Genomic DNA, 26,059 nt, shown 5'->3' with positions numbered 1-26,059 from the left:
GCTTTTGAATTAATTTTTGCCTTGCCTGAGCATCGCTCGGCTCGGCCTTGAACCGGCTTATGAGGACGCCATGCGCCAACCGGATATCGAGATCTACATCAAGGATGCCGACCAGGCCGCCGTCGGCGCCTGGCTGGAAAAGGCCCTTGGCCCCTGCTCCGAATGGCGCGCCCAGGGCGAGACCTTCAAGTGCACCGCCGGCAGCGTTCCCGCCACCTGGCTGCCCAAGGCCGTGGGCAAATGGCACAGCCTGTTCCTGGACAGCGACCAGACCCCATGGGACGACGACGTCGCCTGCGCCCGCGACGCCTGCGCCGCGCTGGACGTGGAAGTGCGCTGCGCGCCGGGCAGCTGGAGCGAGGATCAGGGCGAAGAGGACGCGGACCGCTGGCTGAAGGTGACAGCCGCGGGCGTCGAGGAAATCACCTGGCGCACGGGCTGAAGCCGTCAACTGCGCAGGCCGCAAAAACAAAGGCCCGTCCATTGGACGGGCCTTTGTGCTTTCGGGGGCTCAGACCTTGGCGACGTCTTCCGCCTGGAGGCCTTTCTGACCCTGGATCACCGAGAACTCCACTTTCTGGCCTTCGACCAGGGAGCGGTGACCATCGCCACGAATGGCACGGTAGTGAACGAAAACGTCCGGACCGCTATCGCGTTGAATGAATCCATAACCTTTGGCGTCATTGAACCACTTGACGGTTCCGACCTCACGATCAGCCATTACCACACTCTCCAACTTGCCTATTATTTTTGGATGGCCCCCGGGAATGAGGACTTCGGCAGTCGCCGGCTGAACGCTTTCCTTATCATCCAACCCGGACCGAATGGCACGTAGGAAGGTAATTCGAATAACGCCCAAGGGCGACAGCGCTCCCGAGTATATAAATCAAAAGTTACAGCTGAAAAGCACTTTTTCATCCACTCCGCGCCCCTATGACCAATCCGGCCAAAGTGCCATTTTTCGGGGCCTGCAGAGCCATTTTGGTGCTCGTTACCCTGCGTAACGAAAGTGTTTCGAACGTGGACTTCTTCCCACTTTCAGACATTTATGGCGGGTAGTTTCGTCCCCGCCCAGGTGTTTTCGGCAATTCTGCGGAAATGTCTTTCAGACGCAGTGAGAATGCGCCTTGCGCTTCACACGGCGACAATAGGCACGATCATTTATCTGCTGAATCTGCATGTCAGCATATTCCCTCGCCTCGCTGGATAATCGCCGCAGCCGGACCGAGATCCGCGAATAGGCGTGGAGCGGTTGCACCAGCAACGAACGTCGCCGCTCAGGGGCTGACCTGATAACCGCGTCCCTGCAGACAACCGCTGTAGGCGCTGGCACTGGCGGAACTCTGCGCTTCACTCTGCGTGCGGCGATCTTCCCGACGATCCTGGCGCTGACGCGAAGCACCGACCACAGCCCCGGCCGCCGCCACGTCACCGGCGCGATTCTGCCGGTACGCCTGCTTGGCATCGTCGCTGGCGCGGTCGTACACCTCGTCATGGCGCTGGCCACGCACCTCGGCGGCCACGGCTCCGGCCGCCGCCCCCCGCGCGGCGCCACGAACGCGCCCACCGACATGCGGGTCGGAACTGCTGGTGGCGCTGCTCGCGGCATTGGCGGCAACGCTGTTGCACTCGGCCATGTCCTGCTGCATCTGCTGGCTGCTCTGTCCTTTGAGCGGGGTAACGGTCTGCGCAGCGACCGGCAGCACAACCGCCACGGCGAGCAGACATCCCCAGGTGAATGTACGCATCGCGGAACCTCCACTGAATGTCATCCCCTAAATGGCAGAATAGCCGCTGCCCACGGGGCGTCCGCCCTTGCCGACCAAGCGCGCGTCGCTTTGCTGGCGAGGGCCTAATCCGGCAAACTAGCCGGCCTGAGCAATCGCTCGTTTTACACCTGCCAGCCATAGGGCCTGTATGCCTCGTTACCCGTTCCGCCGCTTCGGTTTTGGTGCCCTGCGCCGCCTGCTGTACCTCTGGGTGCGCTCGGAAACCATCAACCAGTCGGCCTTCAGCCTGAAGATCGACCGCAGCAAACCGGTCCTCTACGTTCTGCAGCAGCCCTCGGTGAGCGACCTCGCCGTGGTCGACACCGAATGCCGCAAGGCCGGCCTGCCGCGCCCGGTGATGCCGGTGGCTGTGGGGGAATCCATCGAGCCTGCCGCCTTCTTCTACCTGACCCCGGAGCCCGACTGGCTCGGCCGCCAGGACAAGCGCGGCGCGCCGCCGGCGCTGGTGCGCATGCTCGGCGCCATCGGCCAGAACGGCATCGATGATGCGCAGATCGTCCCCGTCAGCGTGTTCTGGGGCCAATCCCCGGACAGCGAGAAGAGCGCCTGGAAGCTGCTGTTCGCGGATAACTGGGCGGTGACCGGGCGCCTGCGCAAACTGGCGCGCATCCTCATCCTCGGCCGCAAGACGCGCGTGCAATTCTCCGCGCCGATCCACCTGCGCGAGCTGGTGGAACAGGGCAAGGGCCACGAGCGCACCCTGCGCATGGTCCAGCGCATCCTGCGGGTACACTTCCGCAACCAGAAGACCGCGGTGATCGGCCCGGACCTTTCCCACCGCCGCACGCTGGTGAAGGGCCTGCTACGCGCGCCGTTGGTGCGCCAGGCGATCCAGGAAGAGTGCGACACCCAGAAGATCTCCCAGGAAAAAGCCGAGGCGCTCGCCCTGCGCTATGCCAATGAGATCGCCGCCGACGTCTCCTATCCGGTGATCCGCTTCCTCGAGGTGACCCTGACCTGGTTCTGGAACAAGCTCTACGAGGGCGTGAAGGTCAACCACATCGAACGCGTGCAGGACGTCGCCCAAGGCCACGAGATCGTCTACGTGCCCTGCCACCGCAGCCACATCGACTACCTGCTGCTGTCCTACCTGCTGTTCCGCAACGGCCTCACCCCGCCGCACATCGCTGCCGGTATCAACCTCAACATGCCGGTGGTGGGGTCGATCCTGCGCCGTGGCGGTGCGTTCTTCATGCGCCGCAGCTTCAAGGGCAACCAGCTGTACACCGCGGTGTTCAACGAATACCTGCACACCCTGTTCAGCCGCGGCTTCTCCACCGAGTACTTCGTGGAAGGCGGCCGTTCCCGCACCGGGCGCATGCTGCACCCGCGTACCGGCATGCTGGCGATCACCCTGCGCAGCTTCCTGCGCGACTCGCGCCGGCCCATCGTCTTCGTTCCCGTGTACATCGGCTACGAGCGCGTGCTCGAAGGCCGCACCTACCTGGGCGAGCTGCGCGGCGCGGCGAAGAAGAAAGAGTCGATCTTCGACATCTTCAAGGTCATCGGTGCGCTGCGGCAGCGCTTCGGCCAGGTGTGGGTGAACTTCGGCGAGCCGATCCACCTCGAGCAGTTCCTCGACCAGCAGCAACCCGACTGGCACGAGCAGGAACTGGGCCCGGAATACCGCCCGGCCTGGCTGTCCGACACCACCCACCACCTGGCCCGCGACGTCGCCCGTCACCTCAACGACGCCGCGGCGATCAACCCGGTGAACCTGGTGGCCCTGGCGCTGCTGTCCACCACCCGCCTGGCCCTGGACGAAACCGCCCTAGCGCGGGTGATTGACCTCTACCTCGACCTGCTGCGCAAGGTCCCGTACTCGCCGAGCGCCACGTTGCCCGAGGGTGACGGTCAGCAACTGATCGAGTACGTCAAGAGCATGAACCTGCTCAGCGAGCAGAAGGACGCCCTCGGCCGCATCTGCTACCTCGACGAGCAGAACGCGGTGCTGATGACCTACTACCGCAACAACGTGCTGCATATCTTCGCGCTGCCGGCGCTGATCGCCAGCTTCTTCCAGAACAGCGGGCGGATCAGCCGCGAGCAACTGCTGCGCTACACCCGCGCGCTGTACCCGTACCTGCAGGCGGAGCTGTTCATCCGCTGGAGCCTGGACGAGCTGGACGCCGTGGTCGACCAGTGGCTGCAGGCGATGGTCGCGAGCGAATTGCTCAAGCAGGAGAACGACACCTTCATCCGCCCGCCGCCCAGCTCGCGCCAGTACGTGCTGCTGACCCTGCTGGCCCGCGCCATCGCTCAGACGCTGCAGCGCTTCTACATGTCCATCGCGCTGGTGCTCAACGCCGGACAGAAGCAACTCACCGCCGAAGAGCTGGAAAACCTCTGCACCGTCATGGCCCAGCGCGTGTCCGTCCTGCACGGCCTGAACGCCCCCGAGTTCTTCGACAAGAGCCTGTTCCGCCACTTCATCCAGACCCTGCTGGACGAAGGCGTGCTGCGCAAGGACGAGCACGGGAAGCTGAGCTACCACGAGCTGCTCGGGGAACTCGCCGAAGGCGCCGCCAAGCGCGTGCTGCCGGCGGAGATTCGCCTGTCCATCCGCCAGGTCGCGCTGGAGCGTCCAGCCCAGGAAGACAGCGCCCCGGTCGAACAGCCGCCCGCCAACCCGGGCTAAACTTCGCCGCCCTGCCAGCAGCTTGACGCCTGCGCACCGCGACCGATAGATTTCTGACGATCTACCTCGGTCGCGGTCAGGGACGCTTCCCGTGTTCAACAGGATTCTGATCGTCTGTGTCGGCAACATCTGCCGCAGCCCCACCGCCGAACACCTGCTGCGCGAATCCCTGCAAGGCACTGATATCGCGGTCGGCTCCGCCGGGCTCAGCGCATTGGTCGGCCACCCCATCGACAGCACCGCCCTCGCCATCCTCCGCCAGCACGGTCAGCAGCCCCACCCGCATCGCGCCCGGCAGGTCACCGCCGAACTGGTGCACGAAGCCAACCTCATCCTGGTCATGGAGCACTCGCAGATCCAGAGCGTGATTCGCCTGGCCCCCGAAGCACGCGGCAAAACCTTCCTGCTGGGCAAATGGCAGAGCGACCAGGAGATTCCCGATCCTTATCGCAAAGGGCCGCATGCCTTCGAGCGCGCCTACGCACTCATCGAGTCCGCGGTCGCGCCGTGGGGCGAACGCCTGCGAATTCGCCGATAATTTGACGAAAAGCTTTCCTTCAGAAAAAAGCGTCAGAAATCCTTACAAAGCGATGGTGAAAAAGGCTACGCTTTAGCCCAGCACGACCATATTCAGCTGTTTGGTCTCCCAGTTACGACACGTAATCTTCCAGGGGCCTACATCGCTTTATGAAGATCCTGCACATCACCGAGTCCTTCGGCGGCGGCGTCACCTCGGCCATCAACTCCTACATCCTCAATTCCCAGCAGCATGAGCACTACCTGCTGGCCTCGGTGCGCAAGGGCGACACCACCGGCGAGGAAACCCAGGGCCTGTTCAAGGACATCGAGCTGGTGCCCCGTCGGCTCTCCAGCCTGGCGCGAGTGAAGCCGTACATTGACCGCGTGCAACCGGACGTCATCCACCTGCACAGCACCTACGCCGGCGCGCTGATCCGGGCCCTACCCTTCATCCCCACGCAGAAGATCGTCTATACGCCTCACGGTTTTGCCTTCCTGCGCGGCGACCATCCGCTGATGCTCAAGGCCTACCGCGCCATCGAATCGCTGCTGGCAAAACGCACCGCGGTCATCGCCGGTTGCGGCCTGGACGAACAACGCATCGCCGGCGAACTGATCGAACCCGGGCATACGCTGGGGTTGGTCAACGTCTGTGACGAACTGCCGGAAGTCCCTCCGGTGCGCAGCCTCACCCACAAGCCGGTGGTGGGCATGGTCGGGCGCCTCAGCCGGCAGAAAGGCCATGAGTACTTTCGCGCGCTGGCGCAGAGCTGCGCAGACATTGCGCACTTCAAGTGGATCGGAGGCGGCGATGCTCAGGTCATGGCGGACATGGTCGCCGCTGGCATCGAGGTCACCGGCTGGCGTCCACGCGGTGAAGTCATCGCCCATATGAAAGGGCTGGACCTGTATTTCCACACCGCCGCCTGGGACGGCTTCCCGATCTCGGTGCTGGAAGCGGCAAAACTCGACCTACCCATCGCACTTCGACGCATCGGGCCTTTCGTCGCCGAAGGCTTGTCCACGGCACAGGATCTGTTCGAGGCCAAACGACAAGTCGTCGCCTTCGCCAGCGGCGATCCGAACGTGCGGGCCGATCTGGCTCGCAACAGCCGCAGCATCCAGGCCCTTCATAGCGGCGAACACCTGCAGTCTTCGCTGGAAAGCCTCTACGCCCGCTTCAACCCGCCCCACTCTGCCCGCCAGTTCGCAGCAGGTTGATGCCCAGGCCTGTCTTTCAAGACAGGTCTGAGCTCCTCACGTCTCCGCGGCCGCCCCTCCCCCTTCGGCGGCATCAACTGGCAAACGCCTTGGGATCGCCTCTCGGTCAAGCTCGAATACGACGGCAACGACTACCAGCGCGAACCCCTGAACAACAACCAGAAGCAGAAATCGCCATTCAACATTGGCATGGTGTTCAAGGCCGCCGACTCGGTGGACCTGCACGCCGCCTTCGAGCGCGGCAATACCGCTATGTTCGGCATCACCCTGCATACCAACTTCGCCACCCGCCAGGCACCGGCCAAGGTTTCCGATCCGGCACCGGAGCCACTGGCGGATAACGCCCAAGGCCATCCGCAACTCCCAACAGATTGGGCCGACGTGTCACGCCGTCTCGCGGATAACGCCGGCTACAAGGTCGATCGCATCACCCGCAAGGACAGCGAAGTCGTCGTCTACGGCGAGCAGACCCGCTACCTCTATCCGCCCGAAGCCGTCGGCCGCGCCGCGCGCATCCTCGATAACAGCACCGATGACGACATCCAGTGGTTCACTGTCGTCGATAGCCGTTACGGGCAACCCGTGGTGGAAACCAGCGTACCGCGCAACGTGTTCCGTGACGTGGCGAACCAGGAACGCCCGCTGGCCGACCTGCGCCGCACCACCGAACAGAACGTGCCGCTGCCGCAAGAAGAAGAATTGCTCTACGCCCAGCGGCCCGATCCCTTCAGCTATAACCTCGGGCTGGGCTACAACCAGAGCATCGGCGGGCCGGACAACTTCCTGCTCTACCAATTCACCGCCGACCTCGACAGCGAATACCGCTTCACCCCGAGCCTGTGGTGGAACGGTCTGCTCAGCGCCAACCTGATCAACAACTACGACAACTTCAAGTACGACGCCCCCAGCGGCCTGCCGCGCGTACGCACGGATATCCGTCAGTACATGACCACGTCCGACGTCACCCTGCCCACCTTCCAGCTGAACAAGACCGCGCGCCTGGACCAGGACCTCTACGGGATGATGTACGGCGGCTACCTGGAAAGCATGTACGCAGGCGTCGGCGGGGAACTGCTGTACCGCCCCATGGGCTCGGACTGGGCCCTGGGCGCCAACCTCGACCTGGTCCGCCAGCGCGATTTCGACCAGCACTTCGGCCTGCGCGATTACCAGACGGCCACCGGCTTCGTCACCCTCTACTGGCAGACCGGCTTCCAGGACATCCTCGCCACCGTCAGCGCCGGCCGTTACCTGGCGCGCGACTGGGGTAGCACCTTCGACCTGTCCCGCCAGTTCAAGAATGGCGTGCGCTTCGGCACCTGGGTCACCCTCACCACCGCCAGCAAGGAAGAGTTCGGCGAAGGCAGCTTCGACAAGGGCATCTATGTGTCGATCCCCTTCGACGAGCTGATGAGCAGCTCCACCATGCGCCGCGCCAACCTCTCCTGGAACCCGCTGACCCGCGACGGCGGCGCAATGCTCAACCATTACTACTCGCTGTACGACCTCACCGATGGCCGTGATCAGGTGATGTTCCAGAACCTGTTCGGACGCATCGTGAAATAACTCGACGCTCGCCCGTCACATGGCGCCGAAACCAATGTCCGCCACAATGGTCTGACGCGCCCTGGAACCAAGGAGAGCTCCGCCATGAAAACCCTTCCCCTGCTGCTGATGACCGGCGTGCTCGCCGCGTGCAGTTCCGCGCCATCTGCCGACAAGGCGTCGCTGGACGGTGAAGTCGTCTACCTGCAACGCATCGCCCTGCCGCCGACGGCGCAGGTGACCGTGCGCCTGCAGGACGTGTCGCTGGCGGACGCGCCGGCGATTGACCTCGCCCAGCAGCAGTTGGTGCCAGGCCGTCAGGTCCCGCAGGCCTTCCACCTCGAGTACGACCGCAGCGAGGTCAAGCCGGGCCACAGCTACGCCGTCAGTGCCCGCATCGAAGACCATGGCCGGTTGCTGTTCATCACCACCGAGCGCCACAGCGTCCGCCTCGACGGCAGCGATCCGCAACCGCTGCGTGTGCGTGTCGATCCTGTGCGCTGATTCACCGCGCCGCCGGGTTTTCCCCGGCGGCCATCCTCCGTTAATCTCGCTCCTTCATTTTCACCCCGGCGGCTACTCCAGCCATCGGGTTTCACCAAGGAAGTACCGATGCTGCGATTCCCCGTTCTGCTGGCCGGCGCTCTGCTGTCCGTCAATGCCTTCGCCCTGTCCCTTTCCGATCTCAGCCAGAGCGACGCCACCGGCGGCCTGAAGGATGCGCTGACCCAGGGCGCCCAGGTGGCCGTGAAGCAGCTCAGCCAGCCCGGCGGCTTCAGCAATGACCCGGCCGTGCGCATCGAACTGCCCGGCAAGCTGGGCAAGGCCGCCAAGACCATGAAGCAGTTCGGCATGGGCGCCCAGGTTGACCAGCTCGAAGCGAGCATGAACAAGGCCGCCGAGGCCGCCATGCCGCAGGCCCAGGCGCTGCTGGTGGACGCGGTGAAAAAGATGACCGTCACCGACGCCAAGGGCATCCTGCAGGGCGGCGACCATTCCGCCACCGATTACCTGAACCGCAGCAGCCGCGATCAGCTGCGCGCCAAGTTCCTGCCGATCATCAAGCAGGCCACCGACCAGGTTGGCGTGGCCAAGCAGTACAACGCCTTCGCCAGCCAGGCCGCCGCCTTTGGCGTGGTCGATGCGAAGAATGCGAACATCGAGAACTACGTGACCGAGGAAGCGCTGGACGGCCTGTTCAAGCTCATCGCCGAGCAGGAAAAGACCATCCGCCAGAACCCGACCGCCGCGGCCACCGGTCTGGCGAAAAAGGTCTTCGGGGTGCTCTGAATTCCGCCTGTGGACAAAAGAAAAAGCCCGGCAATTGCCGGGCTTTTTCATGCCTGTTCAGTCATCGCCTGTAGGAGCGGGCCATGCCCGCGACGGCACGCCAGAGAACGCAGGCAACGGGTATCGCTTCGCTTTATGCCATCCTGCGAAAACACCTCGCCCCAGAGCTGGAAATCGGCTTCAACCTGTAGGAGCGCGCCCTGCGCGCGTTGGCGGGCAGGGCCCGCTCCTACAGGGAATACCGAGCTAGGCCTCTTTCTTCACCCTGAACCACGCCGCGTACAGCGCCGGCAGGAACAACAGAGTCAATGCCGTGGCGACGATCAGGCCGCCCATGATCGCCACCGCCATCGGGCCGAAGAACACGCTGCGTGACAGCGGGATCATTGCCAGCACGGCCGCCAACGCGGTCAGCACGATGGGGCGGAAGCGTCGCACCGTGGCCTCGATGATGGCGTGCCAGGTGTCCAGGCCGTGGGCGCGGTCCTGCTCGATCTGGTCCACGAGGATTACCGAGTTGCGCATGATCATCCCCGCCAGGGCGATGGTGCCGAGCATGGCGACGAAGCCGAAGGGCTTCTGGAACACCAACAGGAACAGGGTCACGCCGATCAGGCCCAGGGGCGCGGTGAGGAACACCATGATCATCCGCGAGAAGCTGCGCAGCTGGATCATCAGCAGGCTCAGCACCACCACGATGAACAGCGGCACGCCGGCGTTCACCGAGTTCTGCCCCTTGGCCGAGTCCTCCACGGTGCCGCCGACCTCCAGCAGGTAACCGTCGGGCAGTTGCGCGCGGATCGGGTCCAGCGTCGGCGAGATCTGCTTCACCAGGGTGGCCGGCAGCGAGTCGTCGTAGATGTCGGCGCGCACGGTCACGGTGGGCAGGCGGTTGCGCCGCCAGATGATGCCTTCCTCGAAGCCGTACTCCAGCGTCGCCACCTGCGACAGCGCTACGCTGCGACCGCTGCTCGTCTGCATCGATAGGCTGGGCAGCTGCGACAGGTCATGCCGGCCGCGCTCGTCGCCACGCAGGAGGATTTCGATCAGCTCGTTGTCCTCACGGTAGAAGCTGACGGTGGAGCCGGTCAGCGAGCTCTGCAGGAACTGCGAGATGTCCGAGGTGCTCACGCCCAGGGCGCGGGCGCGCTCCTGGTCGATATCGAGGAAGATCGCCTTGCTCGGCTCTTCCCAGTCCAGGTGCACGTTCACCACGTGGGGGTTTTCGCGCATCTTGTCGGCGACCTTGCGCGCCAGTTCGCGGACTTCGGGAATGTGTTCGCCGGAGACGCGGAACTGCACCGGGTAACCCACCGGAGGCCCGTTCTCCAGGCGGCTGATACGCGTGCGCAGGGTGGGGAAGTCTTCGTTCATGTGCTTGATCAGCCACTGGCGGACTTCCTCGCGGGCCTCCAGGTTCTTCGCCAGCACCACGAACTGCGCGAAGCTCGCCGCGGGCAGTTGCTGGTCCAGCGGCAGGTAGAAGCGCGGCGAACCGGTGCCTACGTAGGCCACGTAATTATCGATCCCCGGATGCTCGGCGAGCATCTTCTCCAGGCGATTGACCTGCTCGGCGGTGGCGGTCAGCGAATCGCCTTCGGCGAGCTTCAGGTCCACCAGCAGTTCCAGGCGCGCCGACGGCGGGAAGAACTGCTGCGGCACCAGGCGGAACAGCATGATCGCGCCGATGAAGGCCGCCACGGTGAGCAGGATCACCGTCTTGCGGTAGCGCACGCACCACTCCACCACGCGGCGGAAACGCTGGTAGAACGGCGTCGAGTACGGATCATGGCCCTTGTCGCTGCCGCCGTGTTTCTCCGCGTGACGCTTGGCCAGGTCAGGCAACAGTTTTTCGCCCAGGTACGGCACGAAGACCACGGCGGCGATCCACGACACCAGCAGCGCGATGGTCACCACCTGGAACAGCGAGCGGGTGTATTCGCCGGTGCCCGATTGCGCAGTAGCAATGGGCAGGAAGCCGGCAGCGGTGACCAGCGTGCCGGTCAGCATCGGGAACGCCGTGCTGGTCCAGGCGTAGCTCGCCGCCTTGAGCCGGTCGTAGCCCTGCTCCATCTTCACCGCCATCATTTCCACGGCGATGATCGCGTCGTCCACCAGCAGCCCCAGCGCCAGCACCAGTGCGCCGAGGGAAATCTTGTGCAGGCCGATGCCGAAGTAGTACATGCAGGCGAAGGTCATCGCCAGCACCAGCGGGATCGACAGCGCCACCACCAGCCCGGTGCGCAGGCCGAGGGAGAAGAAGCTCACCAGCAGCACGATGATCAGCGCCTCGGCCAGCACGCGGACGAACTCGCCCACGCCCTCGCGCACGGCCGCCGGCTGGTCGGACACCTTGCGCAGCTCCATGCCCGCCGGCAGCGTCTGCTGCAGGCGTTCGAACTCGGCGTCGAGCTTCTGGCCCAGCACCAGAATGTCGCCGCCGTCCTTCATGGCCACGGCGATGCCGATGGCGTCCTCGCCCATGAAGCGCATGCGCGGCGCGGGCGGGTCGTTGAAGCCACGGTGCACGTCGGCCACGTCGCCGATGCGGAAGGTGCGGTCGCCGACCCGTATCGGGAAGGCGCGGATGTCGTCCACCGAATCGAAGCGTCCGGAGACGCGCAGCTGCACGCGGTCGGTCGCCGTCTCGAAGAAGCCGGTGGCGGTCACCGCGTTCTGCTCCTCCAGCGCCTTCTGCACCGCCGCCAGCGGCAGGCCAAGGGTGGCGAGCTTGGTGTTGGACAGGTCGATCCAGATCTTCTCGTCCTGCAGACCGACCAGCTCGACCTTGCCGACATCCTTGATCCGCTGCAATTGCAGTTGCAGGCGGTCGGCGTAGTCCTTGAGCACCGCGTAGTCGAAGCCCTTGCCCGACAGCGCGTAGATATTGCCGAAAGTGGTGCCGAACTCGTCGTTGAAGAACGGCCCCTGGATGCCCTGCGGCAGCGTGTAGCGGATGTCGTTGACCTTCTTGCGGATCTGGTACCAGAGCTCGGGAATGTCGCGGGAATGGAAGTCCTCGCGGGCGACGAAGGTCACCTGGGATTCACCGGGGCGGGAGAAGGAGACGATCCGGTCGAAATCACCGGTCTCCATCAGCTTCTTCTCGATGCGCTCGGTCACCTGCCGCGAGACTTCCTCCGCCGTAGCGCCCGGCCAGTTGGTCTTCACCACCATGGCCTTGAAGGTGAACGGCGGGTCCTCGCTCTGCCCCAGCTTGGTGTAGGACAGCGCACCGACGATGCCCAGCAGGAGCATCAGGTACAGGACGATGGAGCGGTTCTGCAGCGCCCAGGCGGACAGGTTGAATTGCATCGGGCGTTACTCCTTCGCCACCAGCTTGATCGACCGATTCTCCCGGTCGACAGGCCGTACCTCCTGCCCCTCGCGCAGCATCTGGACACCCGCTGCCACCACCCAGTCGCCATCCTTCAGGCCTTCGAGCACCGGCACGCGGTCCTCCGCGTAGGGGCCGATGCGCACCGGCCGGCGATGCAGGGTGGAGGTCTGCGGATCGACCACCCAGACGAACGGCTGGCCGGCCTCCGAGGTCAGCGCGGCGAGCGGCACGGCCAGCGGCACGGCGCCTTCGGCATGGACATAGACGCGGGCGCTCTGGCCCAGCTCGGCCGGCACCTTGGCGTCGTCGAACGCCACCCGCGCGGCGAAGGTGCGCGACTGGGGATCGGCCGCCGGGGACAACTCGCGAATCTTGCCGCTGAAACGCTTGTCGCGCTGCGACCAGAGCTCGACGCTCACGGCCTCGCCGACGCGGAAGCGTTCGAAGGCGTGTTCCGGGAAGCTGATCAGCACCTCGCGGTCGCCGTCGGCGGCCAGGGTGAAGACCGTCTGTCCGGCGGCCACCACCTGCCCGACTTCTACCCGACGGGTGGCGATCACGCCGTCCTGGGGCGAGCGCAGCACGGCGTAGTCGGCCTGGTTGCGGGCGACGTCGTATTCGGCGCGGATCTGTTTCACCCGCGCCTCGCCGGCGCGGTAGGTGTTCTCGATGTTGTCGAATTGCGACTGGCTGACCAGCTGGCGTTCCAGCAGGGTCTTGTAGCGGGCGTACTCGGAGCGCACGGTCTGCAGGTTGGCTTCGGCGGCGGCCACCTGGGCGCGCGTGGCCTCGAGCTGCAGGCGAACGTCTTCAGGATCGAGTTCCGCCAGCGGCTGGTCCTTCTTCACCCGCTCGCCGGTTTCCACCAGGCGCTTGCTGACCTTGCCACCGATGCGGAAAGCCAGTTCCGGCTCGTGGCGCGCATGCACCTCACCGGGATAAGCCTCGGTGATATCCCGCGCGGGCAACGGCTGGATGACGATGGCCGGGCGCACCACAGGCTTCGCGGGCTCGCCGTTACCGCAGGCGGAAAGGGAAAGGATGAGGGCAGCAGGCAGCGCGACAGACAGAGCATGGCGGAACATGATGTGTGACCTTTCGCAAAACGCGGTTGGAATTCTTATACTCCCCGGTATAGTAAAAATACAGAACCCATCAGTCCAGTATTAGAAATGTAAAGACATGTCACCAACGAACTCATCGAACGGACCGGGTCGCCCCAAGGACCCCGCCAAGCGCAAGGCCATTCTCGAAGCTGCCAAGGAGCTGTTCGTCTGCCACGGCTACGACGGCAGTAGCATGGAGGCCATCGCCGCCGAGGCCGGGGTATCCAAGCTCACCGTGTACAGCCACTTCACGGACAAGGAGACGCTGTTCGTCGAAGCGGTGCAGTCCAAGTGCGCCGAGCGCATGCCCGAGCTGTTCGCCGAACCGCCGGCCGACGCGCCGCTGGAAAGCCTGCTGCTGAACCTGGGGCGTGGTTTCAACCAGTTGATCAACAGCCCGGAGGCGATTGCCATGAGCCGGCTGATGGTCGCCCAGGGCGCGGGCAACCCGCATCTGTCACAGCTGTTCTTCGAGGCCGGTCCGCAGCGCGTGCTGGATCAGATGGAGCGCCTGCTAGAGCAGGCCCGCCAGCAGGGCAAGCTGAAGATGGACTGCCCGCGCCGGGCGGCCGAGCATTTCCTCATGCTGGTGCAGGGCTGCGTGCACTTCCGCCTGCTGATCGGCTGCGAAAATCCGCCGACGCCGGACGCAGCCGAGGCACATGTGCAGGAAGTGGTGGCCTTGTTCCTTAGGGCGTTTGCGCCCTGATTCCCTGCTTTTTGTAGGAGCGAGCTTGCTCGCGAACCCGCTCAGCATGGGAGCCGTTGGATAGTTCGTTCGCGAGCAAGCTCGCTCCTACAGGTATCGCACTCTCTCTGTAGGAGCGGACTTTGTCCGCGATAGATCCGCCTCGCGCCGGTGGCTATCGCGGACGGAGTCCGCTCCTACTCAGAGCTTCGGACCCGGGAGATGAACGTCAGCCCTTCAGGCTTTTCAGCGGATAGATGTCGTACCGGCTGGATTTGCCTTCCAGGCTGTAGCTGGGCTTCTGCCCCTCGATGATCGGCGCCTTGCGCGGGCGCTTGACCACCACGCGGTGGCTGGCCAGCTTCAGCGCCGCCGCCAGCAGCGCCGGGGCGTCGAGGTCGTCGCCCACCAGCGGGCGGAACAGGCGCATTTCCTTCTTCACCAGCGCGCTCTTGTCGCGGTGCGGGAACATCGGGTCAAGGTAGATCACCTGCGGCGCCTCCCCGTCCCAGGCGGCCATGCGCTCGATGGCGTTGCCCTGCAGCAAACGCATGCGCGCAACGATGGCGCTCACCTCGACATCACCCGCCGCACGGGCCAGGCCGTCTTCCAGCAGTGCGGCGATGATCGGCTGGCGCTCGGTCAGGTCCATTTCGCAACCCAGGGTCGCCAGCACGAAGGCGTCCTTGCCCAGCCCGGCGGTGGCGTCCAGCACGCGGGGGCGCACGCCCTGCTGGATGCCCACGGCCTTGGCGATCATCTGCCCGGCACCACCGCCGAATTGCCGGCGATGCGCGGCAGCGCCCTCGAGGAAGTCCACCCGCACCGGGCCGGGCGAGTCCGGGCCCAGTTGCAGCAGTTGCAGGCCGTCATCGCCCAGCTGCAGGGCGAAATCCGCCTCGCCCTCGCCCATCGGCAGCCCGAGCCGCTGCGCCCACTGCTCGGCGGCGGCCTGCCAGGCAGGCGCCAGTGCCTGGACGACGATGCGCGGCGGGGTAAGGGCTTCGGTCATGGCGGGGCGATCCTGGAAAAAACCGCGATTCTACCGCAGCACCGGGCTCGCGGACTCAACGGCAGATCTGCCAGCCACCCAGGTCGAGGTGGAAGTGGTCATGGTGCGCGCGGTTGTAGTCCGGGCCGAGCACGCCATCGAAGTGGCCGCAGGCGCGATCGCGCACGGCATGCAGGAAGCGCGCGGCATCACCGTCTCCGCTCCAGTCCCTGGCCACCACGATGCGCCGGCCATCGGCCAGGCGGAAGGCCGCGATATCCAGCGCATTGGCCGTAGCATGCTGGCTGCGACGGGCGTCGGCGCGGCCATAGATGTTGCGGCAGGCGAAGCTGCCCAGGTGCTCCACCGCCGCCACCGGTTGGCCGTAGATTTCCCGCGCAACCGGTTGCAGGCCGTGACGTTCGAACAGCGCAAAGCTCACCGCCAGCGGGCAACTGGCGAGGAAGCTGCTGCTCAACCGCACGTCCGCGGCCTGCACCCGCCAGACATTCTGCAGCGGGCAGCCGGCCACCGGTTCGCTGTCGGCCATGGGCTGGGCCTTGAGGTCGGAGCTTTGCAGCGCCAGCCGGCACAGCGCCGGGTCATCGCGCAGACGCCAGAGCTTGTAGCGGGTCAGCAGGTTCGGCTCATCGCGCACATCCAGCGGCGTCCAGGGGTTCCAGCGATCCGGCAGCGTCACCCAGTGCTGCTGCAGCGCCAGCGCGAGGCCTGCGCCGACAACGAAGAAACCGAGCAACCACCGGCGCAAACGTCAGCCTCGGAACAGTCCGTTGATGCGGTCGAATGGCATGGCGCCGTGCATGGGCGTCAGGTCGCCCTTGGCCAGTGCCTCGGACGCGCTGAAGAACGCACCGTAGGCCGCCCGCGCCAGGGTCGAACCGACACTGACGCGCTTCACGCCCAGTTCGGCCAGTTCATCGAGGCTCAATTGCACGGCGGGCGAGCCCACCAGGACATTGACCGGGCGCGGCGTGACTGCGCGCACCACCGCCGCGATTTCCTCGCGGGTCTTCAGGCCCGGCGCATAGAGCACGTCGGCGCCGGCGTCGGCGAAGGCCACCAGGCGGCGGATGGTGTCGTCGAGGTCGGAGCGGCCATGCAGGAAGTTCTCCGCCCGCGCCGCCAGGGTGAAGGGGAACGGCAGCGCGCGGACCGCCTGCACGGCGGCAGTGACGCGCTCCACCGCCAGCTCCAGCGGGTAGATCGGCGCCTCTGCGCGCCCACTGGCGTCCTCGATGGAGCCACCCACCAGCCCGCAGGCAGCGGCCAGGGCGATGGTCTCGGCGCAGCCTTCCGGCGTATCGCCGTAACCGTTTTCCAGATCGGCGGCGACCGGCAGCGGCGTTGCCTCGACGATCTCCCGCGCGTTGGCCAGTGCTTCATCGCGGCTCACCGCGCCCTCCGCGTCACGCCGGCCCAGGGCGAAGGCCAGGCCAGCGCTGGTGGTGGCCAGGGCTTCGAACCCCAGATGGGCGAGCATCTTCGCCGAGCCGGCGTCCCAGGGGTTGGGCAGGACGAACAGGCCGTCGCGCTGGTGCAGCGCACGGAAGGCTTCGCCACGCTCCTGTTGGGTACGCTGGGGTTGGGCAGTCATGGCGGTCTCCTTGCCGAACGGGGGAAGGAGCAGGTTAGCCCCCTCACCTGCCGCGCGCCATGCACAGTTGGCGCGTCAGAGCAGGCCGAGCTGTTCCACTTCCGGCTTGGGTTCGACCAGCGGCGGCAGCCCGGGCAGGCGCTCGCGCAGCAGCGCATGGAAGCGTTGCGCCTGTTCGGCGGCGCGGTGGTTGTCCGGGGTGTGGAGGAACACGCAGGGCGTCAGGCCCTGCTCGATCCACTCGGCCACCTTGCCGACCCAGGGGGTGAGGTGGACCTCATTGGCGTCCAGGTCCGGGCCGCCGATGAAGCGTACCTGCGGACTGTCGCTGAAGGCCGCCGGGCGCACCGGCACCCTGGGTTTCTTGGACTGGGCATGGAGCACCGCCGGATCGTCGGACTGCACGGCGAACAGCGCCCGCGAATCGAGGCAGATGCGCTCGACGCCGCGGTCCAGCAGCAGGCGGTTCAGCGCCCGCTCCTCGTCGCCCTTGGCGAAGAACGCCGGGTGGCGCACTTCGACGGCGATACGCCGCCCGGCGAAGGCATCCAGCCAGGCGGCCAGTTCGCCCAGGCGGTCCGGGCCGAAGCCGGCGGACACCTGCAACCACAGCGGCGCGACACGCGGGCCCAGCGGCGCCAGCAGGTCGAGGAAGTCCTGGGTGGTTTCCAGTTGGCCACGCAGGTCGCCTTCGTGGCTGATGTCGCGCGGCAGCTTGGCGCAGAAGCGGAAGGTGGCCGGCATGGTCTGCGCCCAGCGCGCCAGGGTGTCGGCGTTGGGGCGCGCGTAGAACGTGGTGTTGCCTTCCACGGCGTTGAACACCTGGGAGTAGAACCCCAGGGTGTCGGCCGGACGCAGATCAGCGGGATAGAAGGTCCCGCGCCAGGCGGGCTCGTTCCAGGAGGGGCAGCCGAGGTAGTACGGCAGGTGCATCAGGCGTAGAGGTCGAGACCGACGACTTCCTGGCCCTCGTACTGGGCCACCATGCTGGCGGTGCTGGTGTAGCTGGCCAGGGCCTGGGCCGCGCGGGAGGTCAGCGGGCGCTGGTAGTCGAGGTTGTCGCGCAGGGTGGCCGGCACGCTGTAGCTGCTGGCGCTGGAGGATTCGACGCGGCGGGTCTGCGACTGCGCGTCGAACCCTTGGCTGGCCGAACTCGGTGCGGGCTGCTCGCGGCGGGTCTCGAGGTCACGCTGCACGTCCCGATACGGAGTCACCGCGGTGCCCGTTCGGGAAGCGCGCTCCGGTGTCTGGGATGTGGAGGTGAAACCGTCGATACGCATGGCGAAAACTCAGTGGGGATGCAGCCACTCTAGCGAGCAGGGTCCGCTGCGGTCAATTGGCGCAGGTCAGGCTTTCTTCGGGGTCGCCACGTTGTCGCGCAGGTACACCGGCTGGGCCTGCTCTGCGTCAACCGCCTCGCCGCGGGCCCAGGCGAACTCGGCCAGGCTCAGCAGGTCCTCTGCGTGCGGCAGCAGGCTGGCGTCGCGGGCGGCGACCTTCACCGCCAGGCGCTCCTCGAAGCCCCAGCCGGTGCCGGAACCGAACCATTCGCCCTGGGCATCGCGCGGCAGCTCGACGTGCTCGGGCGGCAGCACCGCCTCGGCGCCGGCCAGGCGCATCTCGCCCTGTTCCAGGCGGTAGCAGCCCCAGTACACCTCGTCCATGCGCGCATCGATGGCCGCCGCTACCTGGCTCGCGCCGTGCTCGCGGTAGGCGCGCTGGGCCAGTACGGCCAGGTCGGAGATCGGCAGCACCGGCTTCTGCAGGGCGAACGCCAGGCCCTGCACCACGCCGATGGCGATGCGCACGCCGGTAAAGGCGCCGGGGCCGCGGCCGAAGGCGATGGCGTCCACGGCGGACAGCGCGATACCGGCCTCGTCGAGGATCTCCTGCACCATGGGCAGCAGGCGCTGGGCGTGCAGGCGCGGGATCACCTCGTGGCGCACGAACCGGCGGCCGTCATGCAGCAGGGCGACGGAACAGGCTTCGGTCGAGGTATCTAGGGCCAGCAGCGTGGGCATGGTGTATTCCATAGGGCGAGAAAAACGGGCGGGCATTATAAACGCCAAAGGCCCGCGTGTGCGGGCCTTTGGCTGATACGGCGATGGATCAGCTCAGCGCGCCGAGTACCTTGGCGGTGATCTGCTCGACCGAACCGACACCCTCGACGCGGGTGTACTTCGGCGTGCCCTGGGCAGCGGCCAGCTTCTGGTAGAAGTCGACCAGCGGCTTGGTCTGCGAATGGTAGACCGACAGGCGGTGACGCACGGTGGCTTCCTTGTCGTCTTCGCGCTGGATCAGCTCTTCGCCGGTCTCGTCGTCCTTGCCTTCCACCTTCGGCGGATTGTGCTCGACGTGGTAGACGCGACCCGAGGCCGGGTGCACGCGGCGACCGGCGATGCGGCCGACGATTTCCTCGTCGTCCACGGCGATCTCGACCACGTGGTCAATGGCGACGCCCGCTTCCTTCATGGCCTCGGCCTGGGGAATGGTGCGCGGGAAGCCATCGAACAGGAAGCCCTTGGCGCAGTCGGGCTGGGCGATACGTTCCTTGACCAGGTTGATGATCAGGTCATCGGATACCAGGCCGCCGGCGTCCATCACGCTCTTGGCCTGCAGGCCGAGCTCGGTGCCAGCCTTGACCGCCGCACGCAGCATGTCGCCGGTGGAAATCTGCGGAATGCCGAACTTCTCAGTGATGAAGCGAGCCTGGGTACCTTTGCCGGCACCGGGCGCCCCGAGCAGAATCACACGCATCGATATGCTCCTTAATACTTGTTAAGCGAAATCACGGATCCGCCTCGTGGGGCCAATCTCATCATGCTTGGAATGGCGCAGATGCGCGCCGAAAGGTTGCTCACGATACACAGCGGTCCCACACCACACAAGCCGGCCATGGGGACTGCGCACGCCGATCCCGGGCCACTTCCGCACCCGGGATCAGCCTTCAAATTAATCTCATCTGGCCGCTGAGCAATCCACCTTTGGTGGGGGGTGCCGATACCTCAGCCGGTGTTGCGCAATCCCGCCGCGATGCCCGCCACCGTCACCAGCATGGCCTGCTCCAGACCGCCGCAGGCGTCGCCCGTGCAGCGCCGCGAGCGCGCCAGCAGTTCGGCCTGGAGCAGGTGCAGCGGGTCCAGGTAGGTATTGCGCACGCCAATGGATTCACGCGTCTCGGCGGCGTGGGCGAGCAACTGCGATTGCCCGGTCAGCCCCAGCACCACGCGCACCGACTGCGACAATAGGTCGCGTAAATGCGCACCTAATGGTCGCAGTTCCGATTGCACCAGACGCTCGTCGTAGAGTTGGGCGATTTCCCGATCGGCCTTGGCCAGCACCATCTCCAGCATGTCGATGCGCGTGGTGAAGAACGGCCACTCCTTGCGCATGCGCGACAGCAGCGCCCCTTCGCCACGCTCGATGGCCTTGAACAGAGCGTCTTCCCAGCCCAGCCACGCCGGCAACATCAGGCGGGTCTGGGTCCAGGCGAAGATCCACGGGATCGCCCGCAGGCTTTCCACCCCGCCCTCCCGGCGCTTGGCCGGGCGGCTGCCCAGCGGCAGGCGGCCGAGCTCCTGTTCCGGCGTGGCCTCGCGGAAGTAGTCGACGAACTGGGGGTTGTCGCGCACCACCGCGCGGTAGGCCAGCACGCCGTCGGCGGCCAGGCGATCCATCTCCTCGCGCCAGGCGGGCTCGGGCACCGGCGGCGGCTGCAGGGTGGCCTCCAGCACAGCGGCGAGGTAGAGGTTGAGGTTCTGCTCGGCGATGTCCGGCAGGCCGAACTTGAAGCGGATCATCTCGCCCTGCTCGGTGGTGCGGAAGCGCCCAGCCACCGAGCCCGGCGGCTGCGAGAGGATCGCCGCGTGGGCCGGGCCGCCGCCACGGCCGACGGTACCGCCGCGGCCATGGAACAGCAGCAGCTCGACGCCGTGCTGGCGGCAGATGTCCACCAGCGCCTCCTGGGCGCGGTACTGCGCCCAGGCGGCGGCCAGGGTGCCGGCGTCCTTGGCCGAGTCGGAGTAGCCGATCATCACTTCCTGCGGCCCGGCCAGGCGCGTGCGGTAGCTGTCCAGGCTGAGCAGGCGGTCGATGCAGGGCCCGGCGTTGTCGAGGTCATCCAGCGTCTCGAACAGCGGCACCACGCGCATCGGGCGCGGCAGCCCGCATTCCTTGAGCAGCAACTGGACGGCGAGCACGTCGGACGGCTGCCCGGCCATGGAGATGACGTAGGAGCCCAGCGAGGCCGCTGGCGCCTGGGCCACCACGCGGCAGGTGGCAAGGACTTCGGCGGTCTCTGGCGAGGCCTGATAGTTGGCCGGCAGCAGCGGACGGCGGCTGGCCAGCTCTTCCAGGAGGAATTCCTGGCGCACGCTTTCGTCCCACTCCCCGTAGTTGCCCAGGCCCAGGTACTCGGTGATTTCGCTCATCGCCCGGGCGTGGCGGGTGGAATCCTGGCGCACATCCAGGCGCGCCAGGAACAGGCCGAACGTGGCCGCTCGGCGCAGGGTGTCGAGCAGGTCGCCGTCGGCGATCACGCCCATGCCACAGGCCTGCAGCGAGCGATAGCAGAGCTGCAGCGGCTCCAGCAGCTCGCAGTTGTCCTGCAGCACCTCGGTGCCCGGCTCCTCGCCGCTGTGGATGGCGCGCTCGGCCCAGGCCCGGGTGGCGCGCAGGCGTTCGCGCAATTGCTTGAGCAGCGCGCGATAGGGTTCGGCGAGGTCGCCGACTTCCGCGCGCAGCTCATCGCTGGCCTGCTGCATGGAGAGTTCCGCGGCCAGGCTGTCGACGTCACGCAGGTACAGGTCGGCCGCCATCCAGCGCGCCAGCAGCAGCACCTCGCGGGTGATGGCCGCGGTGACGTTGGGGTTGCCGTCGCGGTCGCCGCCCATCCACGACGCAAAGCGGACCGGCGCGGCTGTCAGCGGCAGGCGTTCGCCGAGGGTGTCCTGCAGGGTGCGGTCGACGTGGCGAAGGAAGGCTGGCAGCGCGTGCCAGAGCGAATGCTCGATCACCGCGAAGCCCCATTTCGCCTCGTCCACCGGGGTGGGCCGGGTGCGGCGGATCTCGTCGGTGTGCCAGGCCTCGGCGATCAGGCGCTGGAGCTTCTCCTTCACCGCCTGGCGCTCTTCGGGCAGCAGGTCGGCATGGTCGCCGGCGGCCAGTTGCGCGGCGATGGCGTCGTACTTCTGGATCAGCGTGCGGCGCGCCACCTCGGTGGGGTGCGCGGTGAGCACCAGCTCGATCTCCAGCTCCGCCACCTGCCGCGCCAGGCCCTCGGCGCCGAGGCCGGATTTGCGCAGGCGGCCGAGCAACTCGGCAAGCACGCGGTTCTCGAAGGGTTCCGGCTCCTTGGGCGTGCGCCGGCGGATGCGGTGGTACTGCTCGGCGATGTTGGCGAGGTTGAGGAACTGGTTGAAGGCGCGGGCCACCGGCAGCAGTTCGTCCTCGCCCAGGCCGTCGAGCGTCGCGGTGAGCTGTTTGGCGCCCTCGGCGGAGCCGCGCCGGGCGGCCTTGGCGCCGGTGCGGATCAGTTCGATCTTGTCGAGGAAGCCTTGCCCGTACTGGGCGCGGATGGTCTGCCCGAGCAGTTCGCCGAGCAGGTGAACGTCCTCGCGCAGGCGCGCATCGATATCCGGCATCGCAGTCTCCTGGAGAGAGAGCCCTTGGCTGAGAAAAAGGCGTCGCTTGCTTTCACAGTGCCGCCGACCGCGCCGGCAGGCAAGCGCTCGACGAACGCCCGCAGTCCTGCTCGGACAACGTCTAGGCTGAAAGTTATCCCCATCGACGGGAAAACCTGCGGCGGCCTCACGAGGGCCGACCGCCACGTAACGACCCTAGAGGTGAACATGAAAATCCGCGAGCTGGTACGCCATTGGGAAAAGAACGCCAGGGGGCGCATGACCCACCATCAGTACAGCATTCCGCTGGACGTCGAGACCGCCGCGCGCCTGGCCGCGCTGCACGACCTGTACCCCAAGCGCAGCGTCGAGGAGCTGCTGGGCGAACTGGTCAGCGCGGCACTGGAGGAGCTGGAGGCGAGCTTCCCCTATGTGCAGGGCAGCAAGGTGGTGGCGCAGGACGAACAGGGCGACCCGATCTACGAGGACACCGGCCCGACGCCGCGCTTCCTGGCGCTGTCGCGCAAGTACCTGCAGGAGCTGACGGAGGCGGAGCATTCCTAAACGAAATGCCGGGGCGCTTCGTTTTAGTGTAGGAGCGAGCTTGCTCGCGAACAGCTTGCCGGCAGCTCCAGCGCTGGGCGGGTTCGCGAGCAAGCTCGCTCCTACGAAGAGCCACCATGGATTTCGCCCTGCGCAGGGTTGAACGCGCGAACGCGCTCAATGCCGACCATGCACCCCCGGCACGTGCAGGTGCCCCGCCCCCGCGCACGCTTCCGGAATCACCGATGGCTCTGCCGGCTGTTCCAGCTCGCGCAGGATGCCGCAATCCTCGCTGCTGCCCTGCCCCTGGCAGCGCGCACGCAGGTCGCGCAGTTGCTGGCTGAGGGACTGCAACTCGGCGATGCGCACCTCGACATGGTGCAGGTGTTCGTCGATCAGCCGGTTGGCGGTGCCGCAGTCGGATTCGGGGCGGTCGCGCAGGCCGAGGAGGATGCGGATTTCCTCCTGGGTCATGTCCAGCGAACGGCAATGGCGGATGAACGACAGTCGCTCGACATGGCTGGCGTCGTACTGCCGGTAGTTGCCCTCGCTGCGCGACGGCGCCGGCAACAGGCCTTCACGCTCGTAATAGCGGATGGTTTCCACCGGGCAGCCGGTCTGTTTTGCCAGTTCACCGATCTTCATGCGCGACTCCTTGCAACGGACGCTTGACTCTGTAGTTGCTACAGGGTGTGCAATCGGCAGCAACTCGTCAAACAGGAACGGACGACATGACTGCCAACCGCCAGGGGCCGACCATCCACGGCCCCGTACAGGACCGTGAACATGACGCCGCCGGCTGCTGCGGCGGCGACAAGGGCGCGCTGCTGCGCGCGCCCAGCGCCGAACCTGCCGCGCATCCCCATGACCACCGCCACGATCACGATCACGATCACGATCACGATCACGATCACGATCACGATCACGATCATCACGAGGATCATGGCGCTCGGGCGCAAGAAGCGGCGACAGCCGCCGCCGGTGCTGCCAGCGGCGAGCTGCGCTGGACCAGCCTGCGCATCGATGCCATGGATTGCCCCACCGAGGAGCGCCTGCTGCGCGATGCGCTCGGCCGCGTGTCCGCCGTGGAGGACCTGGACTTCAACCTGATGCAGCGCCTGCTGCGCGTGCAGCACCGTTTCGACAGCGTCGAGCCGCTGCAGAAGCTGGTGGCCTCCCTGGGCATGCAGGCCGAGCCGGTGGACGAAAACGCCCCCGTTTCCGCCCAGCCGGCCCCGCACAAGCCCTGGTGGCCGCTGGCGCTGGCCGGCGTCGCCGCGGCCGCTGCGGAAGCCTTCGAGTGGTTCGCCATCGGCCCGTACTGGCTGGTGGCGGCCCTGGCCATCGCGGCGATCCTCGGCGCCGGCCTGCCGACCTACCGCAAGGGCTGGATCGCCCTGAAGAACCGCAACCTCAACATCAACGCCCTGATGAGCATCGCCGTGACCGGCGCGCTGCTGATCGGCCAGTGGCCGGAAGCGGCCATGGTCGCGGTGCTGTTCGCCATCGCCGAGCTGATCGAGGCGAAGTCGCTGGACCGCGCGCGCAGCGCCATTCGCGGCCTGCTGCAACTCGCGCCGGAACAGGCCACGGTGCAGGTGGACGGGCAGTGGCAGGAAATCTCCGCCAAGGCCGTCGCCCTCGGCGCGCGGGTGCGGGTGCGCCCCGGCGAGCGCATCGCGCTGGATGGCGAGGTGCTCGACGGGCGCTCCAGCGTCAACCAGGCGCCCATCACCGGCGAGAGCCTGCCGGTGGAGAAGCAGGTCGGCGACAGCCTGTTCGCCGGTACCATCAACGGTGAGAGTGCGCTGGAATACCGCGTCACCCGCGTGGCCGACGACAGCACCCTGGCGCGCATCATCCACGCCGTGGAAGAGGCCCAGGGGTCGCGCGCGCCCACCCAGCGCTTCGTCGACCAGTTCTCGCGCATCTATACCCCGGCGGTGTTCCTCATCGCCGTCGCCACCGCGCTGCTGCCGCCGCTGTTCTTCGGCGGCGCCTGGCTGGACTGGGTCTACCGCGCCCTAGTACTGCTGGTGATCGCCTGCCCCTGCGCCCTGGTGATCTCCACGCCGGTGACCATCGTCAGCGGCCTGTCGGCCGCGGCGCGCCTGGGCATCCTGATCAAGGGCGGGGTGTTCCTGGAGATGGGCCGTTCCCTGCAATGGATCGCCCTCGACAAGACCGGCACCCTCACCGAAGGCCGCCCACGCCAGACCGACTTCGCCCCCCTGCGGGACACCGCCGCCGGCGACGTGCGCGCCCTGGCCGCCAGCCTGGCCGCGCGCTCGGATCACCCCGTCTCCCACGCCGTGGCCGTGGCCGCCGAGGCGGACAACATCGCGCTGTACCGCGTCGGCGAGCTGACCGCCCTGCCCGGCCGCGGCGTGAAAGGCGAGATCGACGGCCGCACCTACCACCTGGGCAATCATCGCCTGGTCGAGGAACTGGGGTTGTGCTCGAAGGAGCTGGAGGCGCGCCTCGACGCCCTCGAGCAGCAGGGCAGGACGGTCATCGTGCTGCTCGATGGCGACGGTCCGCTGGCGCTGTTCGCCGTGGCCGACGGGGTCAAGCAGACCAGCCGCGAAGCCGTCTCGCAGTTGCACGCGCTGGGCGTGAAGACCCTCATGCTGACCGGCGACAACCCGCACACCGCCACGGCCATCGGCGCCGAGGTCGGCATTGATGTGGCCCTGGGCAATTTGCTGCCCGAGGACAAGCTGCGCGAGGTGAAGCAGCGCCAGGCCGGCGGCAAGCGTGTCGGCATGGTGGGTGACGGCATCAACGACGCCCCTGCCCTGGCCCGCGCCGACATCGGCTTCGCCATGGGCGCGGCGGGCACCGACACGGCCATCGAAACCGCCGGCGTGGCGTTGATGGACGACGACCTGCGCAAGCTGCCGTCGTTCATTCGCCTGTCGCGCCAGACCCACCGCGTACTGATCCAGAACATCACCCTGGCGCTGGGCATCAAGGCCGTGTTCCTCGCCCTCACCCTGGCCGGCGAAGGCACCCTGTGGATGGCGGTTTTCGCCGACATGGGCGCCAGCCTGCTGGTGGTGTTCAACGGCTTGCGATTGCTGCGCCATCGCGGATGATCGACGCCGCTGCCTGAAAATGCCCGCCATCACGGCGGGCATTTTTTTTGAACC

The 26,059-nt window shown here is 66.6% G+C and carries 22 protein-coding genes and 1 pseudogene; 10 read left to right on the top strand and 13 right to left on the bottom strand.

Going from position 1 to position 26,059, the window contains the following annotated elements:
* Window positions 1–70: 70 nt before the first annotated feature.
* Window positions 71–442 carry a hypothetical protein gene (locus ACNFIA_RS26275; RefSeq protein WP_259756616.1) on the top strand — a complete coding sequence of 124 codons (372 nt, stop codon included), beginning with the start codon at window positions 71–73 and terminating at the stop codon, window positions 440–442.
* 69 nt (window positions 443–511) lie between these two features.
* On the opposite strand, the gene ACNFIA_RS26270 is transcribed toward ACNFIA_RS26275, so the two are convergent.
* Together ACNFIA_RS26270 and ACNFIA_RS26265 are read right to left on the bottom strand one after the other, a co-directional pair.
* Window positions 512–721, bottom strand: coding sequence for a cold-shock protein (locus ACNFIA_RS26270; protein WP_015476243.1), 210 nt, complete (start codon window positions 719–721; stop codon window positions 512–514).
* A gap of 556 nt (window positions 722–1,277) precedes the next feature.
* Window positions 1,278–1,748, bottom strand: a complete 471-nt coding sequence (locus ACNFIA_RS26265) for a hypothetical protein (RefSeq protein WP_416789912.1) — start codon at window positions 1,746–1,748, stop codon at window positions 1,278–1,280.
* A gap of 169 nt (window positions 1,749–1,917) precedes the next feature.
* On the opposite strand from ACNFIA_RS26265, the gene plsB reads away from it, so the two are divergent.
* From plsB to ACNFIA_RS26235, 6 genes and pseudogenes are all read left to right on the top strand, one after another.
* On the top strand, window positions 1,918–4,428 hold the full coding sequence (gene plsB / locus ACNFIA_RS26260; protein ID WP_416789910.1) for a glycerol-3-phosphate 1-O-acyltransferase PlsB: 2,511 nt from the start codon (window positions 1,918–1,920) through the stop codon (window positions 4,426–4,428).
* A gap of 91 nt (window positions 4,429–4,519) precedes the next feature.
* Entirely contained in the window at window positions 4,520–4,966 is a 447-nt protein-coding gene (locus tag ACNFIA_RS26255) for a low molecular weight protein-tyrosine-phosphatase (RefSeq protein ID WP_416789909.1), read from the top strand.
* Window positions 4,967–5,115: 149 nt separating this feature from the next.
* Window positions 5,116–6,168 (top strand): glycosyltransferase family 4 protein, encoded by a 1,053-nt coding sequence (locus tag ACNFIA_RS26250; RefSeq protein WP_416789908.1) that lies wholly within the window; start codon window positions 5,116–5,118, stop codon window positions 6,166–6,168.
* 30 nt (window positions 6,169–6,198) lie between these two features.
* Window positions 6,199–7,734 (top strand): annotated as a pseudogene (locus tag ACNFIA_RS26245) (YjbH domain-containing protein); the annotation flags it as partial.
* A gap of 84 nt (window positions 7,735–7,818) precedes the next feature.
* Window positions 7,819–8,217 (top strand): YbaY family lipoprotein, encoded by a 399-nt coding sequence (locus ACNFIA_RS26240; protein ID WP_416789907.1) that lies wholly within the window; start codon window positions 7,819–7,821, stop codon window positions 8,215–8,217.
* Window positions 8,218–8,325: 108 nt separating this feature from the next.
* Window positions 8,326–9,003, top strand: coding sequence for a DUF4197 domain-containing protein (locus tag ACNFIA_RS26235; protein WP_259756648.1), 678 nt, complete (start codon window positions 8,326–8,328; stop codon window positions 9,001–9,003).
* Between the two features lie 246 nt (window positions 9,004–9,249).
* Here ACNFIA_RS26235 and ACNFIA_RS26230 read toward each other — a convergent pair whose 3' ends face one another.
* Both ACNFIA_RS26230 and ACNFIA_RS26225 read right to left on the bottom strand, forming a co-directional pair.
* On the bottom strand, window positions 9,250–12,318 hold the full coding sequence (locus ACNFIA_RS26230; RefSeq protein WP_416789905.1) for an efflux RND transporter permease subunit: 3,069 nt from the start codon (window positions 12,316–12,318) through the stop codon (window positions 9,250–9,252).
* Window positions 12,319–12,324: 6 nt separating this feature from the next.
* Window positions 12,325–13,428 (bottom strand): efflux RND transporter periplasmic adaptor subunit, encoded by a 1,104-nt coding sequence (locus ACNFIA_RS26225; protein ID WP_259756650.1) that lies wholly within the window; start codon window positions 13,426–13,428, stop codon window positions 12,325–12,327.
* 97 nt (window positions 13,429–13,525) lie between these two features.
* Between ACNFIA_RS26225 and ACNFIA_RS26220 the strand changes: the two genes are divergently transcribed.
* Complete coding sequence (locus ACNFIA_RS26220; protein WP_416789903.1) at window positions 13,526–14,158, top strand: TetR/AcrR family transcriptional regulator; 633 nt, start codon at window positions 13,526–13,528, stop codon at window positions 14,156–14,158.
* 208 nt (window positions 14,159–14,366) lie between these two features.
* Here the strand turns inward: ACNFIA_RS26220 and ACNFIA_RS26215 are convergent, their stop codons facing one another.
* The 8 genes from ACNFIA_RS26215 to ppc all read right to left on the bottom strand — a co-directional run bounded on the left by ACNFIA_RS26215 (window position 14,367) and on the right by ppc (window position 22,385).
* The gene (locus ACNFIA_RS26215; RefSeq protein WP_416789902.1) at window positions 14,367–15,149 is read right to left on the bottom strand and encodes a class I SAM-dependent methyltransferase; all 783 of its coding nucleotides are present in this window, start codon (window positions 15,147–15,149) and stop codon (window positions 14,367–14,369) included.
* Window positions 15,150–15,204: 55 nt separating this feature from the next.
* A complete protein-coding gene (locus tag ACNFIA_RS26210; RefSeq protein WP_416789900.1) occupies window positions 15,205–15,897 on the bottom strand; it encodes an extensin family protein in 693 nt (230 codons plus the stop codon).
* A gap of 3 nt (window positions 15,898–15,900) precedes the next feature.
* A complete protein-coding gene (locus tag ACNFIA_RS26205) occupies window positions 15,901–16,743 on the bottom strand; it encodes an isocitrate lyase/PEP mutase family protein (RefSeq protein ID WP_416789898.1) in 843 nt (280 codons plus the stop codon).
* A 75-nt stretch (window positions 16,744–16,818) separates the two neighbouring features.
* Entirely contained in the window at window positions 16,819–17,679 is an 861-nt protein-coding gene (locus ACNFIA_RS26200; protein WP_416790020.1) for a DUF72 domain-containing protein, read from the bottom strand.
* The gene (locus ACNFIA_RS26195; protein WP_259756654.1) at window positions 17,676–18,023 is read right to left on the bottom strand and encodes a hypothetical protein; all 348 of its coding nucleotides are present in this window, start codon (window positions 18,021–18,023) and stop codon (window positions 17,676–17,678) included. The genes ACNFIA_RS26200 and ACNFIA_RS26195 overlap by 4 nt, the downstream gene beginning before the upstream one ends.
* Before the next feature lie 66 nt (window positions 18,024–18,089).
* Window positions 18,090–18,764 (bottom strand): tRNA (adenosine(37)-N6)-threonylcarbamoyltransferase complex dimerization subunit type 1 TsaB, encoded by a 675-nt coding sequence (gene tsaB, locus ACNFIA_RS26190; protein ID WP_416789896.1) that lies wholly within the window; start codon window positions 18,762–18,764, stop codon window positions 18,090–18,092.
* An 88-nt stretch (window positions 18,765–18,852) separates the two neighbouring features.
* On the bottom strand, window positions 18,853–19,500 hold the full coding sequence (gene adk / locus ACNFIA_RS26185) for an adenylate kinase (protein ID WP_259756656.1): 648 nt from the start codon (window positions 19,498–19,500) through the stop codon (window positions 18,853–18,855).
* A 248-nt stretch (window positions 19,501–19,748) separates the two neighbouring features.
* Window positions 19,749–22,385 (bottom strand): phosphoenolpyruvate carboxylase, encoded by a 2,637-nt coding sequence (gene ppc, locus ACNFIA_RS26180; protein WP_416789894.1) that lies wholly within the window; start codon window positions 22,383–22,385, stop codon window positions 19,749–19,751.
* A gap of 207 nt (window positions 22,386–22,592) precedes the next feature.
* On the opposite strand from ppc, the gene ACNFIA_RS26175 reads away from it, so the two are divergent.
* Entirely contained in the window at window positions 22,593–22,928 is a 336-nt protein-coding gene (locus ACNFIA_RS26175) for a pilin assembly protein (RefSeq protein WP_259756658.1), read from the top strand.
* Window positions 22,929–23,084: 156 nt separating this feature from the next.
* Here ACNFIA_RS26175 and cadR read toward each other — a convergent pair whose 3' ends face one another.
* Entirely contained in the window at window positions 23,085–23,552 is a 468-nt protein-coding gene (gene cadR, locus ACNFIA_RS26170; RefSeq protein ID WP_259756660.1) for a Cd(II)/Pb(II)-responsive transcriptional regulator, read from the bottom strand.
* An 86-nt stretch (window positions 23,553–23,638) separates the two neighbouring features.
* Here cadR and ACNFIA_RS26165 point away from each other — a divergent pair, with 86 nt between their 5' ends.
* The gene (locus ACNFIA_RS26165) at window positions 23,639–26,005 is read left to right on the top strand and encodes a heavy metal translocating P-type ATPase (protein ID WP_416789892.1); all 2,367 of its coding nucleotides are present in this window, start codon (window positions 23,639–23,641) and stop codon (window positions 26,003–26,005) included.
* The last annotated feature ends 54 nt before the right edge of the window (window positions 26,006–26,059 follow it).

Source organism: Pseudomonas sp. NY15437 (assembly GCF_048068435.1).
GTDB classification, from domain to species: Bacteria; Pseudomonadota; Gammaproteobacteria; order Pseudomonadales; family Pseudomonadaceae; genus Pseudomonas; species Pseudomonas nitroreducens_B.
This window is presented reverse-complemented; position numbering and strand designations above follow the sequence as displayed.